This window comes from Ursidibacter maritimus (genome assembly GCF_009761395.1).
Lineage (GTDB): Bacteria > Pseudomonadota > Gammaproteobacteria > Enterobacterales > Pasteurellaceae > Ursidibacter > Ursidibacter maritimus.
In genome coordinates, this window is the sequence record NZ_LEKN01000035.1 from 1 (window position 1) to 12510 (window position 12510).

14 protein-coding genes are annotated in these 12510 nt (G+C 33.9%); 9 read left to right on the forward strand and 5 right to left on the reverse strand.

Annotation, left to right across the window (positions count from 1 at the left end; translation table 11 throughout):
- Both A1D26_RS07270 and pflA read left to right on the forward strand, forming a co-directional pair.
- Nucleotides 1-1051, forward strand: a 1051-nt coding sequence (locus A1D26_RS07270) for an autotransporter outer membrane beta-barrel domain-containing protein (RefSeq protein ID WP_157403390.1), incomplete at its 5' end; no start/stop codon positions are given.
- A 189-nt stretch (nt 1052-1240) separates the two neighbouring features.
- Nucleotides 1241-1981: a pyruvate formate lyase 1-activating protein gene (gene pflA / locus A1D26_RS07275; RefSeq protein ID WP_157403391.1), complete on the forward strand. Its 741-nt coding sequence runs from the start codon at nt 1241-1243 to the stop codon at nt 1979-1981.
- A gap of 59 nt (nt 1982-2040) precedes the next feature.
- On the opposite strand, the gene A1D26_RS07280 is transcribed toward pflA, so the two are convergent.
- On the reverse strand, nt 2041-2784 hold the full coding sequence (locus A1D26_RS07280) for a YdcF family protein (protein ID WP_157403392.1): 744 nt from the start codon (nt 2782-2784) through the stop codon (nt 2041-2043).
- A gap of 124 nt (nt 2785-2908) precedes the next feature.
- Between A1D26_RS07280 and A1D26_RS07285 the strand changes: the two genes are divergently transcribed.
- Genes A1D26_RS07285 through A1D26_RS07315 form a run of 7 tightly spaced genes read left to right on the forward strand, consistent with a single transcriptional unit; the run spans nt 2909 to nt 9361 of the window.
- On the forward strand, nt 2909-3583 hold the full coding sequence (locus A1D26_RS07285) for an acylneuraminate cytidylyltransferase family protein (RefSeq protein ID WP_157403393.1): 675 nt from the start codon (nt 2909-2911) through the stop codon (nt 3581-3583).
- Nucleotides 3583-4788 (forward strand): oligosaccharide flippase family protein, encoded by a 1206-nt coding sequence (locus tag A1D26_RS07290; protein ID WP_157403394.1) that lies wholly within the window; start codon nt 3583-3585, stop codon nt 4786-4788. The genes A1D26_RS07285 and A1D26_RS07290 overlap by 1 nt, the downstream gene beginning before the upstream one ends.
- On the forward strand, nt 4785-5714 hold the full coding sequence (locus A1D26_RS07295) for a glycosyltransferase family 52 (protein WP_157403395.1): 930 nt from the start codon (nt 4785-4787) through the stop codon (nt 5712-5714). Before A1D26_RS07290 ends, A1D26_RS07295 begins: the two co-directional genes overlap by 4 nt.
- A 1-nt stretch (nt 5715) precedes the next feature.
- The gene (locus tag A1D26_RS07300) at nt 5716-6492 is read left to right on the forward strand and encodes a glycosyltransferase family 25 protein (RefSeq protein ID WP_157403396.1); all 777 of its coding nucleotides are present in this window, start codon (nt 5716-5718) and stop codon (nt 6490-6492) included.
- A 3-nt stretch (nt 6493-6495) separates the two neighbouring features.
- On the forward strand, nt 6496-7665 hold the full coding sequence (locus A1D26_RS07305; RefSeq protein WP_157403397.1) for a hypothetical protein: 1170 nt from the start codon (nt 6496-6498) through the stop codon (nt 7663-7665).
- 11 nt (nt 7666-7676) lie between these two features.
- Complete coding sequence (locus tag A1D26_RS07310; protein WP_157403398.1) at nt 7677-8561, forward strand: glycosyltransferase family 2 protein; 885 nt, start codon at nt 7677-7679, stop codon at nt 8559-8561.
- Nucleotides 8561-9361 (forward strand): glycosyltransferase family 2 protein, encoded by an 801-nt coding sequence (locus A1D26_RS07315; protein WP_157403399.1) that lies wholly within the window; start codon nt 8561-8563, stop codon nt 9359-9361. Before A1D26_RS07310 ends, A1D26_RS07315 begins: the two co-directional genes overlap by 1 nt.
- Before the next feature lie 84 nt (nt 9362-9445).
- Here the strand turns inward: A1D26_RS07315 and A1D26_RS07320 are convergent, their stop codons facing one another.
- The 4 genes from A1D26_RS07320 to A1D26_RS07335 all read right to left on the reverse strand — a co-directional run bounded on the left by A1D26_RS07320 (nt 9446) and on the right by A1D26_RS07335 (nt 12484).
- Nucleotides 9446-9883, reverse strand: coding sequence for an NfeD family protein (locus A1D26_RS07320; protein ID WP_157403400.1), 438 nt, complete (start codon nt 9881-9883; stop codon nt 9446-9448).
- 44 nt (nt 9884-9927) lie between these two features.
- Entirely contained in the window at nt 9928-10842 is a 915-nt protein-coding gene (locus A1D26_RS07325) for an SPFH domain-containing protein (RefSeq protein WP_157403401.1), read from the reverse strand.
- A gap of 101 nt (nt 10843-10943) precedes the next feature.
- Nucleotides 10944-11966, reverse strand: coding sequence for a DNA polymerase III subunit delta (gene holA / locus A1D26_RS07330; protein ID WP_157403499.1), 1023 nt, complete (start codon nt 11964-11966; stop codon nt 10944-10946).
- Nucleotides 11967-11977: 11 nt separating this feature from the next.
- Nucleotides 11978-12484 carry an LPS-assembly lipoprotein LptE gene (locus tag A1D26_RS07335; RefSeq protein WP_157403402.1) on the reverse strand — a complete coding sequence of 169 codons (507 nt, stop codon included), beginning with the start codon at nt 12482-12484 and terminating at the stop codon, nt 11978-11980.
- Nucleotides 12485-12510 lie beyond the last annotated feature (26 nt).

Consider the following 12510-nt stretch of genomic DNA (forward strand, 5'->3'; position numbering starts at 1 on the left):
GCGTCAACGTCAAGCGGAAGCAGAGCGTCAAGGTCAAATTGAAAGCAAGCGTAAATCTCAAGAAGAGGCGGAGCGTCAAGGTCAAATTGAAAGCGAGCGTAAATCTCAAGAAGAGGCAGAGCATCAAGGTCAAGTTGAAGAAGAGCGTAAACGTCAAGAAAAACTTCAAAAAGAGAGAATTAGTAAATACACGAATACAGCGGTATCTGATCTTGCGGTTTCCATTCAGTCAATTACAAATGCTGGAGATAGCATTAGACAGCATTTAACAAATACGAATGTACCGAAAGAATATACAGATGTATGGGTAAATACGAAATCATTGAATGGTAGCTATCATTCTGATAACTACAGAGATTACTCAACAAAAGGGAAGCAAAATCAAATAGGTGCTGATTTTAGATTGAGTGATTCTTTAGTGGCAGGAGTTGCATTGACTGAGTCGAAAGGTAGTCATCTTTTTGCAGATAGTTCTAGTGAGCAGTCTAGATTGAGAATGCTTTCTTCTTACGCAAAATATCAGTTACCAAGCGGAGAATTTGCAGCTGTTGATATTAGCTGGGGTAAATTGAAGAATAAAATTTCTCAAGGTGGTCAGTTAGAAATAGTGAATAGAAATCTAACGCAAGTTGGTCTTACTGCAGGTAAAGCCTTTAACTTAACTAACCTAGAAATTAAACCATTTGCAGGTGTTAGATATAGCTATCTAAGTAAAGCCGCCTATCAACAAAGCGGGGCAAGCATTGAAACAGATAGTTCGAAAGTAATGTCTTATTTAATGGGCGTTAATGTAGGTTATACGTTAAAAGTAAATCAGGATCTAGAATTTAAACCGCTTGTATCTTGGAGTTATGCGATTCACAATAGTCATAATCAGATTAAAGTGAATGGCTATAATTTCAACCTTGAATCAGATAAACAGCATACTGTTGATGCTGGCTTAGCGGTTAAATTTAAAAATATTCAGCTAGATGTACTAGGCGGTATTAGTCAAGGCAAACAAATGGGTAAACAAAAACGCTTTAGTGCTAACTTATCTATTTCGTTTTAATAGAAAAACGTCTAGTTCCTAGATAGTTATATGATAATAGTATGGCAGGTAATCAATGATTAGATCACCTGCCATATTTTGATCTAACCGATAAAAAGTTTAAAAATTCTCTAATTGTGCTAGCAGTATGTAGTAGAATAGTATCTAGATTTTTTTGTAGAATGAAATGTATTTTAATAAGGATATAAAATGTCTGTACTTGCACGTTATCACTCTTATGAATCTTGTGGAACTGTTGATGGACCGGGGATCCGTTTTATTCTTTTTTTACAAGGTTGTTTAATGCGTTGTAAATATTGCCACAACAGAGATACTTGGGATCTCGATGGTGGCAAAGAAATCAGCGTGGAAGATCTAATGAAAGAAGTGGTGACGTATAAACATTTTATGAAGGCCACTGGCGGTGGAGTAACGGCTTCTGGGGGAGAAGCGGTACTACAAGCTGAGTTTGTGAAGGAGTGGTTTAAAGCCTGCAAAGCGGAAGGGATCAACACTTGCTTAGATACCAACGGTTTTGTTCGCCATTATGATCAAACGGTTGATGATTTGTTAGATCACACTGATCTTGTTCTCCTAGATTTGAAACAGCTTAATGATCAAATTCATCAAAACTTAATTGGTGTACCCAATAAACGAACCCTTGAATTTGCACGCTATTTACAAAAGCGTAATCAACTGACTTGGATACGTTATGTGGTTGTGCCAGGTTATACAGATGATGATGATTCCGTACATCGTTTGGGGCAGTTTATTCAAGGAATGCAGAATATAGAGAAAGTCGAACTGTTACCTTACCATCGCTTAGGAGCTCATAAATGGGAAACCTTAGGGCATAAATATGAGCTTGAAGATGTAATGCCACCAACAAAAGAATCTCTTGAGCATATTAAAGGGATTTTAGAAAACTATGGGCATACGGTGAAGTTTTAAATAACAAGTAAAGCGGTAAGATTTTGATAAAATTTTACCGCTTTTTTATATATTTATCGCTATTTTTCCTTCCAATAACCTAACCATTCTTTCAAAGCGTGCATATTACTGTGTAATGCACCAGATTGTGGCATAAAGTACATCATATTTAAGCCATAAGTCGGAGGAGTAATACCTGCACCAACACTTGCGGGTAGGACTTCAAAACCAACGCGTTCAAATAGCAACTTAGCTCGCATCATATGCCATTGATTAGTCACTAAAATAATTTTTTTGACATTGGCTTTTTCAAGGATTGCTTTGCTAAATAAAGCGTTCTCCTTTGTTGTTTTTGCTTTATCTTCAATCCATTCCGTTGGAATATCAAAAAACATTTTTAGTTCTTGCGCCATTACCGCTGCTTCTGATGTACCATTCGGGCTGCTTCCTGTGATGAGTAAAGGAAGTTGTGTCTGTTTTTGTAGATAAGCTGCATAGCGTACACGTTCAGCTGCGATTTGATTTGTAGCTAATTTGGCAAATAATTCTTTGCTATCACGCAGCCCACCACCAAGCAAAACAATAGCTTGAGCGGATTTATAATCGTCTAACGTTAAATTATCTTCTGTTACTAATGAATCGTGTAATTTTTGTGAGGTATAGGGAATGCTAAAAATATAGAGTATCGCAATGCCTGAGAAAGCGGTTAGGTAGCTAAGTTTTTTAAATTTAAAACGGGCTAAAAGAAGTGAAAAAAGCCATAAAATAAGTACATTAAAGGGCGACAAAATCATTGTCGTGATAATTTTAGTCAGTTCAAACATTCTATTATGTCAAAGTAAGTAAATAACGCTTATTATTCATTATTCGCTCAAGACTGTCTATTGTTTACAATAGGTTTTAAACTTAAAATATCGCCAATTTTATAATACGCAAGCGGTTAGATTTATGAAAAAAATTGCAATTATTCCAGCAAGAGCTGGGTCAAAAGGAATTAAAGATAAGAATTTACAACTGGTGGGAGGCATTTCATTAGTTGGGCGTGCTATCTTAGCGGCGAAAGAATCAGGAATGTTTGATGAAATCGTAGTCACCTCTGATGGCGATAAAATTTTAGCTGAAGCAGAAAAATATGGAGCAAGAGCATTACATCGCCCAATTGAACTAGCTCAAAGTGATACAAAAACCATTGATGCAGTTATTCATTGTTTAACAACATTGGGTATTACAGAAGGTGTTGCCGCATTGTTTCAGCCAACCAGTCCACTCAGAACTGCTTTAGATGTACGCAATGCAATGGAATTATTTTTATCAGGGCATTGTAAATCGGTAGTTTCGGCTTGTGAGTGTGAACATCATCCCTATAAATCCTTTTCACTCGATGGTGAGCAAGTCGTTCCAGTGCGTGAATTAACAGATTTTGAAGCACCACGTCAGCAATTACCAAAAATGTATCGTGCAAATGGGGCAATTTATATCAATGACATAGCGAGTTTATTAGCGGAACAGAATTTCTTTATTCCTCAAGTTAAATTTTATTTAATGCCAACTTATCGATCTGTCGATATTGATGCTACTCATGATTTACAACTTGCAGAAAGTTTAATTGAGAAAGAAATTTAATGAAAGCCATTAAAGATAGTGCTATTTATTTAATCGGAGAATTGCTTTCAAGAGCAATTCCCTTTCTTTTATTACCTTATTTATCGCGTAAATTAGGTGTAGAAGGATTTGGAGAGCTTTCTTATTATCAAACATTTACCGTTTTATTTTTCATTCTTGTTGGTTTAAGTCAAGAAGGCGCTGTTACTCGCTATTTTTATGTGTACGGTAAACGCAGTTTAGATTTGGTTGTTTCTATAGGGTATATCTATACCTTAGTAAGCGGTAGCTTGATATTATTAGTTTGCTGGTTGTTACAATCAGAAATTATGGCATATATTGCTCTTTCTGCTATATTTCAATCTTTTCTAGGTGTGCAATTAAGTATTCGTCAGTGCCAAAAGCAAGCGATTCCTTATACGATAATTCAATTCTTATCTAGCGTACTTTCAGTGATTTTTACTATTCTATTATTGGAATATTTTGATAAAGAATTAGTTGAGAAACGTATTCTGGCTATTTTATTTGCAAATGTTGTCGTATTTTTATTTTCTTATTTTATTTATAAAGATAAAAAGAGAAAGAAAAAATTTCAGTTCAATCAATATAAAACAGCATTGATGTATCTATTTGGTTTTGGTGTGCCACTTATTTTGCATAATGCCAGTTTATTCTTAAAAGGACAGCTAGATCGCATATTTATCTTCCATCAATTCAGTGAAGCTGATTTAGGGCTTTATGCAATGGGGGCACAAATTGCCGCTATTTTAATGATTGTGCTACAAGCGATAAATAAAGCCAGTATTCCTTATTTTTTTGATGGATTGAAGCAGAAAAGAATTAGTTTAGCTCAGGTACATAAATGGGCTATAGGATCTTTTATTATCGTACCATTACCTGCATTATTGATGTGGTTAATTCCAGAAAGTGTAGTTGTATGGTTGCTTGGTAATCAGTTTATTGGTACTAAGTACTATATTGTTCTATTTTTATTTTCAACGGGGTTAGTCATACCCTATTTTATCTTAGTAAATTATTTGTTTTACTGTGGAAAAAATAATTTTATTTCTATTTGTTCTGTAATTTCAACATTAGCTTATATAGTGAGTTTAATTGGATTAACATTTACTAAAATTGAATATGTCCCTTATGCCAGTATCATTGGCTCGATAATTATTATTCCTGTATTATTTTTTATGACAAAAAGGGTAGAGAAACAACAATGAATTTAATTATTTGTTATACACCTTTGCAAGTCCTAATTGCAGAGAAAATTATTGAACTACACCCTAATGAACGTTTTTATGGGGTTATGCTCTGTTCAGTTAAAAATAAAAAGTTTGATTATTATGCAGAAAGATTGAGCTTGAAGTGTGAACAATTTTTTTCAATGCATCAACGTATTGAACGTTTTCATTTGCTTAAACAGATTATTTCCCTGAAATGTAAGTTTACCAATGTTAAATTTGATAAGGTTTTTGTTGCAAGTATTAATGACATTCAAATTCAATTCATATTAAGTGCTATTAAGTTCGATGGTATTTATACATTTGATGATGGTACAGCAAACATTGTACAATCAAGCGTGTATTATATGCCAGAACCTAATACTTTTATTCGCCGCAGTATCAATAGTTTTTTTCGTAATAAATATAGTGTTGAGAAATTAAAAGTATTATCAAAACAGCATTATACTATTTATCCGGATTTCCCGAATATTATTGAAAATACAATGGTAATTGATTTATTTAATGCTCAAAAAAATCAAGATGAAAAATTAGCAAATCAACCTATTACTCATATTCTATTAGGGCAGCCGGTATATTTGGAATGCGATAAAAATGTTAGATTAGCTGAGAAGGTAATAAAAGAGTTTAATATCGATCTATATTTGGCACATCCTAGAGAACAGTATAAATTAGATAATGTTAATTATATTGATACACCATTGATTTTAGAAGATTATTTAGTTCAAGAGTTTAGTCATAAACCTTGTCGGATTTATACTTATTTTAGTAGTGCTGTTCTTAATATAAAAAATCCAAATATAGAGATTGTTGCTTTAAGAATTGAGACCGAAAGACCTGATTTTATTGAATGTTATAATCTATTGGATAAAGTCGGTATAAAAATTATTGATATTAGAGAGTAGTATGAAAAAATATTTAATTTCGTTAGATAAAGATATAAAACGCCGAGAGTTATTTTTTTCTCAGCTAAATACGCAAGATTTCGAAGTTTTCTCCGCATTTAATACAATGAATGATGAATTATCAGATTTATCATTACGTTTTGATTTAACTCGTTTTGAGCAACAATATAAGCGAAAGGTGACTAAAGGTGAGATTGGTTGTACATTAAGTCATTTAGGCGTATATCAATCTATTCTACAAAATGATTATATTCAAGAAGATGAATATTGCCTGATTTGTGAAGATGATGCACTTTTTTGTGCGGCTTTTCAGCAAGAATTGGATAAGGTAATTGCAGTATCTCAAGCTGATATTGTCTTAGTTGGACAATCTAAGATTGCGGAGTTTAATGATTTTGAATTGGAAATAAATTACCCAACTACATTAAAATTCTTACAGAAAAAATTAGTAAATAGTCCATTTACAGTGGTTTATCCTTATCAGAATTATTTTGCAGGAACAGTGGCTTATTTAATTAAAAAGTCGGCGGCAAGAAAAATCATCGCTCAGATTTCAGTACAGTCGCTACCTTATTGGTTGGCAGATGATTTTATTTTATTTGGTGGAACTTTCAAATTAGATATTAAGTTAGTTCGCCCTTTGATGGCAATTGAAAATCCACAACTAATGAGTAATTTAGAAGCAATTCGTGGTTCTGTTGCAAATAACTTATTAAAGAAATCATTGAAATATCCATTAAAGAAACTATTGGCAATTAAACGAAATTTAGGAAAATAATAGATGTCAGTGCTATTTAATCTATTTTATATTTATGATCCTTGGCTATTTCATTTCTTTAGAATGGCATTTTTTACGGGTTTTGTATGTATAGTGGTATTAGTTTATCTATATTATCAGGGTAAGCGAAGCATTATATTACCTGTAGATAGTTTGGCTGTCGTATTAGGGCTTGTGGGGTTAAGTATTATTCCTGCGTTGGCACATCACACTAACGATTTCTCCGTTACGTTAATGTATGTCAAAGGTGCTATGCTATTTATCTTCGGCATTGCTTTATATAATCTTTTCTATTATTTACAGCCACAGCAAAGGGTAATAACCGATCTTAAAATTGGAATTGTTGTGCAAGCGATTGTAGGTTTTTTAGCGTTAGCAAGTATTCCGTTTATGATTGATTTTGCATTATCAACTAATGCAGTATTTCCACGTTTTTATAATTCAGAGCAAGAGTACCGATTATATAATTTTACTTCATCAGGCTTCTTTCAATTAAGTTTGTTTTATGTTGTCTTATTGCATTTCTTATTAGCTTATAACGATAAATATAATAATATCAGCTCCATATTTTTATTCTTATTGTTATTTATTGGTTTAATTTCAGGTAGAACTTTTTTAATGCTGTCGTTGGTGAGTATTGCGATTTATTTTAAATGGCGTTATATCCCTGTATTATTCCTTTTTGGTGCGATATGCTTATTTTTTGTATTTAATTTTCCCGAACATAAATATGTTGCACACGCTTTAGAACCACTAATAAATTTAGTTTATGGGAAAGGAGCTGTTAGCTCATCAACTGATACCTTAATGGAAAAACATCTATTTATTCCGCAATTAAAGCAAATTTTAATTGGGGATGGATACTATTTTGCACCACAGGGTGGCTATTATGGTGGTACTGACTCGGGCTTTTTACGTCAATTACTTTACGGTGGTATAGTCTATTTATTACTCTGTTTTGCAGTAACAGCTTATTTCATTATTCGTATTGCTAAAAATTGGTTTAATGGTAGTTTGAAATTTATTCTTTCTACATTGTTATTATTAAGCATTCTACATATTAAAGCAGATACTTATGCTTTCCCGGGGATTATGATGTCTTTATTAATGTTTCTCTCTTTATTCGGAAAAGAAGGAAAACATAAAATTTTATTTAAACAACTTAAAAAATAGGAACATAATCAATGTTTAGTATTATTGTACCGTCTTATAATCGTAAAGATGAAATTCCATTATTATTAGAAAGCTTAACTCATCAAACTGTCTATAATTTTGAAGTTATTATTGTTGATGATTATTCAATTCAGCCAGTAGAAGTTAAAGAGCTTTATCCTTTCCCTGTTAATGTGATTCGTAATGCTAGAAATTTAGGCGCTGCGGAAAGTCGTAATGTTGGAGCTAAAAATGCTAAAAATCAATGGTTGCTTTTTTTAGATGATGATGATCGTTTTTTACCTCAAAAGTGTGAATTACTAGCTAATACAATCAATAAGAATAATGCGATCAATTTTATTTATCATCCTGCTGAATGTGTAATGGTTAATGAAGGCTTTTCCTATATTACTAAACCCTATGAAAATGTTATAGATATTACGCTTGATAATATTTTGAAAGCAAATAAAGTAGGTGGAATGCCAATGATTGCTATCACTAAGGAATTATTTAATAAAGTAGGTGGATTATCTACCGATTTATTATCTTTGGAAGATTATGACTTTATTTTAAAAGTAATTTCAGATGAAAGTTTCATACCTACATATATTTCTTTGCCATTAACTAAATGTACATTTCATACAAAAAGAAACAGTGTTTCTACTAACATCAGCAATACAGAAAAGGCAATTGATATGATTAAAGTAAAATATGTTAAAACTGAAGAACAACAGAAGAACTTTGCTTTTAATCAGTTATATATTCTTTCTTATCCTTATATTATGAATTTATCTCGACAAGCGGCTAAATATTATTGGGAAATGTTTAAGCAAAGTCACAGTTTGAAATATGTAGTGATTGCAATCATTACCTTAATTTCGCCTAAATTAGCAATCAACATGAAAAGGTTTGTGTAATGAAGTTTTCAGTTTTAATGTCTTTATATATTAAAGAAAAACCACAATATTTAGTCGAATGTTTAGAGAGTTTAATGGCTCAAACTCTTCTCGCTAATGAAATCGTTATTGTTTTAGATGGTGCGATTACCCCAGAGCTTGAACAGGTTTTGCAAAATTTTCAGCAAAAGCTACCGCTTGTGATTGTACCATTGGCTCAAAATCAAGGGTTGGGCAAAGCCTTAAATCACGGATTATTACATTGCCAATATGATTGGGTTTTTCGTATGGATACAGATGATATTTGTGTCCCTGAACGTTTTGCGAAACAAGTTGCTTTTATTGAGCAAAATCCCGAAACCATTATTGTAGGGGGGCAAATTGCAGAGTTTGGGCAACATATTCAGGATATTGTGAGTTATCGTAAGGTTCCTACAACCGCTGAAGATATTGTTAAGTTCACTAAAGTTCGTTGTCCTTTCAATCATATGACGGTGGCATATCAGAAGAATGCTGTTTTAGACTGTGGCGGTTATCAAGATCTACAAGAAGATTACTACTTGTGGATTAAGCTTGTCGCATTAGGTAAAAAAGTTGCGAATCTTAATGATGTTTTAGTTTATGCGAGAGTAGGGAATGGAATGGTTGGGCGCCGCCGTGGGATTGCACAAGCAAAAGCAGAATGGCGTTTGTTTAAATTGAAATATCGGTTAGGTTTACAAAATATCCTTTCAGGCTTTATTACTTTTACTTCACGGGCATTGCCAAGATTGCTCCCTGTTTCGTTATTAAGCCATATTTATAAATTAACCCGCAGATAAGCCTGATATTATTCCTATTTATCCCCGACTAGCCGACAAATTTGTCAGTATGTTGGGGATTTTTTAAAAGTTTTTTTCCGGTACCTACACTTTATCTACAAACAAAGTTATACCATCAACTTTATTTACTTGGACATTATCTCCCACTTGTAAATTCTCACCGATCACTCGCCAAGTTGTATCTCCGAACTTTCCTCGAGCAATACCATTTTCAAGCAACTCGACAATAGCACCTTGTACACCAAGCATATTGTGTTCTCGGGCATTTAGCGTGTTGTTTTGATCATCTCTAATATCCTTACTATGCTGATATTTCCACCATATCAGACTAAAAATAATGGCAAGAATCGCAAAAATGGAGAGTTGCCAACTGAGTGGAATAGGGTACAGAGCAACCCCAATAGCGACCACAATTGCGGCTCCGCCCCACCATATAATGAAAACACCAGAAATAATAATTTCTAAAATACATAGCAAAAAGCCCAAAATAAGCCATAAAGACCAATCAGGAAACCATTCCATTATCATATTTCCTCCTATTTCGTTGATTTGTATAGAAAGAGAGATTATTGGATTTTATTATTTTTCAATAATTCAGCAATACCTGCGACAGAACCAATCAAATTCGTTGCTTCTAAAGGCATTAGGACAACTTTACTATTATCAGATGCACCGATTTGTTGCAATGCTTCCGTATATTTTTGAGCAATAAAATAATTGATAGCTTTTGTATCGCCCGTTGCAATAGCTTCTGAAACCATTTTAGTCGCTTTAGCTTCTGCTTCGGCGGCACGCTCACGAGCCTCTGCTTGTAAGAATGCTTCTTGACGTTCGCCTTCTGCTTTTAAAATTCGGGCTTGCTTTTCCCCTTCTGCTCGTAAGATCTCTGCTTGACGAATCCCTTCTGCTTCTAAAATATCTGCGCGTTTATTTCTTTCTGCCTTCATTTGAGCATTCATTGCCTCAACCAACTCTTTGGGTGGACGCACATCTCGAATCTCAATACGAGTTACTTTAACTCCCCAAAGATTAGTGGCTTCATCAACAATCGCTAATAATCTGCCATTGATTAAATCACGCTGTGAAAGGATATCGTCCAGATCCATTGAGCCTAGTACAGTTCGCATATTCGTCATTGTTAAATTAACAATTGCTTGTTCTAAATGGTTCACTTCATAAGCGGCACGACGAGCATCAATCACTTGAATAAAACAAACAGCATCAATTGCTACACTCGCATTATCTTTTGAAATGACTTCTTGTGATGGAATATCTAACACTTGTTCCATCATATTGATTTTACGTCCTACACGTTCAATAAAAGGAATAAGTAAATTCAATCCAGGAGTCAATGTTTTGGTATAACGACCAAAGCGTTCAATTGTCCAATGAAAGCCTTGCGGTACTGTTTTAATAATTGAAAAGAGTATGGCAATTACAAGTAGTATAAATATCGCGGATATACTAAATTCGATATACATAATATAACTCCTTATATTGAGAGGAATAAAAACTATACCTATTCTAGCACCAAGATCTTATGTTTATCTACTATTTATCCTGTTACAATCCTCCACTTGCTTTAAGAAAATTTCTGATTAAATATTTCTAATTGTTGCCAGATTTCTTCACTAAATTCTTGTTTTACTTGTTTTTCGAGATCGGCAAGTGTTTGAATAAGCTGATAGAGCTTAGCATAGGTAAAGCGATTTATCGCTTGTTGATAGAAAGGACGGCGATTTTGCCACACTTTTAAGCGGTCAAATTCTTGGCGTAAATTACCTTTAAATAAGAGTTGGTTCAATTTGAACAGGGTAGGAGAGCGTGTCATTTCAAGAATTAACATTAACTCTTTTTGAATAATACGTAGTAAAACAACCGCTTGTACTTCTTCATTGCGTAAATGGTTTAAAATTCTTGTGGCACGTTTAATTTTCCCTGCAAGCAGTGAATCAACCCATTGGAAAGGGGTAAATTGAGCCGATTGTTCAATAATTTCTTGTGCTTTGGTGGGGGTGATTTTTTCGTGACTAAAACGAAGTTGTAACATCCATAAGGCTTGTTGCAGGGCAAGCAAATTCCCTTCATAGCTATAAGCGAGTAATTTTATCGTTTCATTTTCTAAGTCTAACGCCATTTTTTTTGCACGATGTTGCAACCAAATTGGCATTTTATTGATATCTGGCGTTTGGCAATTTATCAGTAACCCATTGTTTTCTATTGCCATAAACCAAGCCTGTTTCTCCATTGCTTTGGAGAATTTAGGCAAGTGCAAAATAAAAATTAAATCAGAATGGCTGAAACTTAGTAATTCTGATAACTGTTTCTGCTGTGTAGCGGTGAGATTATCGGGACAATTTAAAAGCACAATCTGCCGACTGGAAAATAGCCCAGTCGATTGTAGCTGGTGAAATAAATCGTCCCATTTCGTTTCATTATTGATTGCAACATCTATTTTCTCATCAAAACCTTGCTTGCGAGCTAAAGCAATAATTTGATCTTTAGACTCATCAACTAAGAGCAAATCTTGTCCATTTAATAAGTAAAAGGGTTTTAATCCTTTTGCAAGATTTGCTTCAAGTTGTTCTGAAAAAATACGTTCAATCATTTCTACGATTACTTATTCGAAAGCTCTTTATGTAGCCCGACCATTTTGATGAGCAGTTGGCGAGATGCCTGTTCGTACATTTGCTTCATAATAGATTCTTGTTCTTCAGATTTTGCAAGTGCGGCACGCGAGTCATCAAAGAATGTACGGAATACTGAAACTTCTAGCGGATAATCGCCTTTTTGTGGAACAGAAACTGTTGCTTTAACGGTTAAGCTAAGGATCTTTTCCGCTTCACGAGCCTGTTTAAATACAGACGCAACTCGAGAAGTACTTTCTGCACTGTTTAAACGTAATGTGGCAATATGGCTACGATTTTCTTGTGGCACAAGCGTAATATCGTTTAATAGCAACTGGTTGCGTAAGATGCGCGACATATCACTATATTGGTCAGTACTCTCATAACGTAAGGTACGCAATTCTTCGGGAAAACGCTCACTATTTTTAAATTGCCAACCGCAAGCGGTCAGTAAGGCTGTTAATAATACAGCGAAAAGAGTAAAAGGCTTTTTCATAAGTTTCCTAGTTTGTAATCAGTCCT

Coding starts and splice junctions, on each gene's coding strand:
- pflA (WP_157403391.1), top strand. CDS start 1,241: ATGTCTGTACTTGCACGTTATCACTCTTATGAATCTTGTGGAACTGTT.
- A1D26_RS07280 (WP_157403392.1), bottom strand. CDS start 2,784: ATGTTTGAACTGACTAAAATTATCACGACAATGATTTTGTCGCCCTTT.
- A1D26_RS07285 (WP_157403393.1), top strand. CDS start 2,909: ATGAAAAAAATTGCAATTATTCCAGCAAGAGCTGGGTCAAAAGGAATT.
- A1D26_RS07290 (WP_157403394.1), top strand. CDS start 3,583: ATGAAAGCCATTAAAGATAGTGCTATTTATTTAATCGGAGAATTGCTT.
- A1D26_RS07295 (WP_157403395.1), top strand. CDS start 4,785: ATGAATTTAATTATTTGTTATACACCTTTGCAAGTCCTAATTGCAGAG.
- A1D26_RS07300 (WP_157403396.1), top strand. CDS start 5,716: ATGAAAAAATATTTAATTTCGTTAGATAAAGATATAAAACGCCGAGAG.
- A1D26_RS07305 (WP_157403397.1), top strand. CDS start 6,496: ATGTCAGTGCTATTTAATCTATTTTATATTTATGATCCTTGGCTATTT.
- A1D26_RS07310 (WP_157403398.1), top strand. CDS start 7,677: ATGTTTAGTATTATTGTACCGTCTTATAATCGTAAAGATGAAATTCCA.
- A1D26_RS07315 (WP_157403399.1), top strand. CDS start 8,561: ATGAAGTTTTCAGTTTTAATGTCTTTATATATTAAAGAAAAACCACAA.
- A1D26_RS07320 (WP_157403400.1), bottom strand. CDS start 9,883: ATGGAATGGTTTCCTGATTGGTCTTTATGGCTTATTTTGGGCTTTTTG.
- A1D26_RS07325 (WP_157403401.1), bottom strand. CDS start 10,842: ATGTATATCGAATTTAGTATATCCGCGATATTTATACTACTTGTAATT.
- A1D26_RS07335 (WP_157403402.1), bottom strand. CDS start 12,484: ATGAAAAAGCCTTTTACTCTTTTCGCTGTATTATTAACAGCCTTACTG.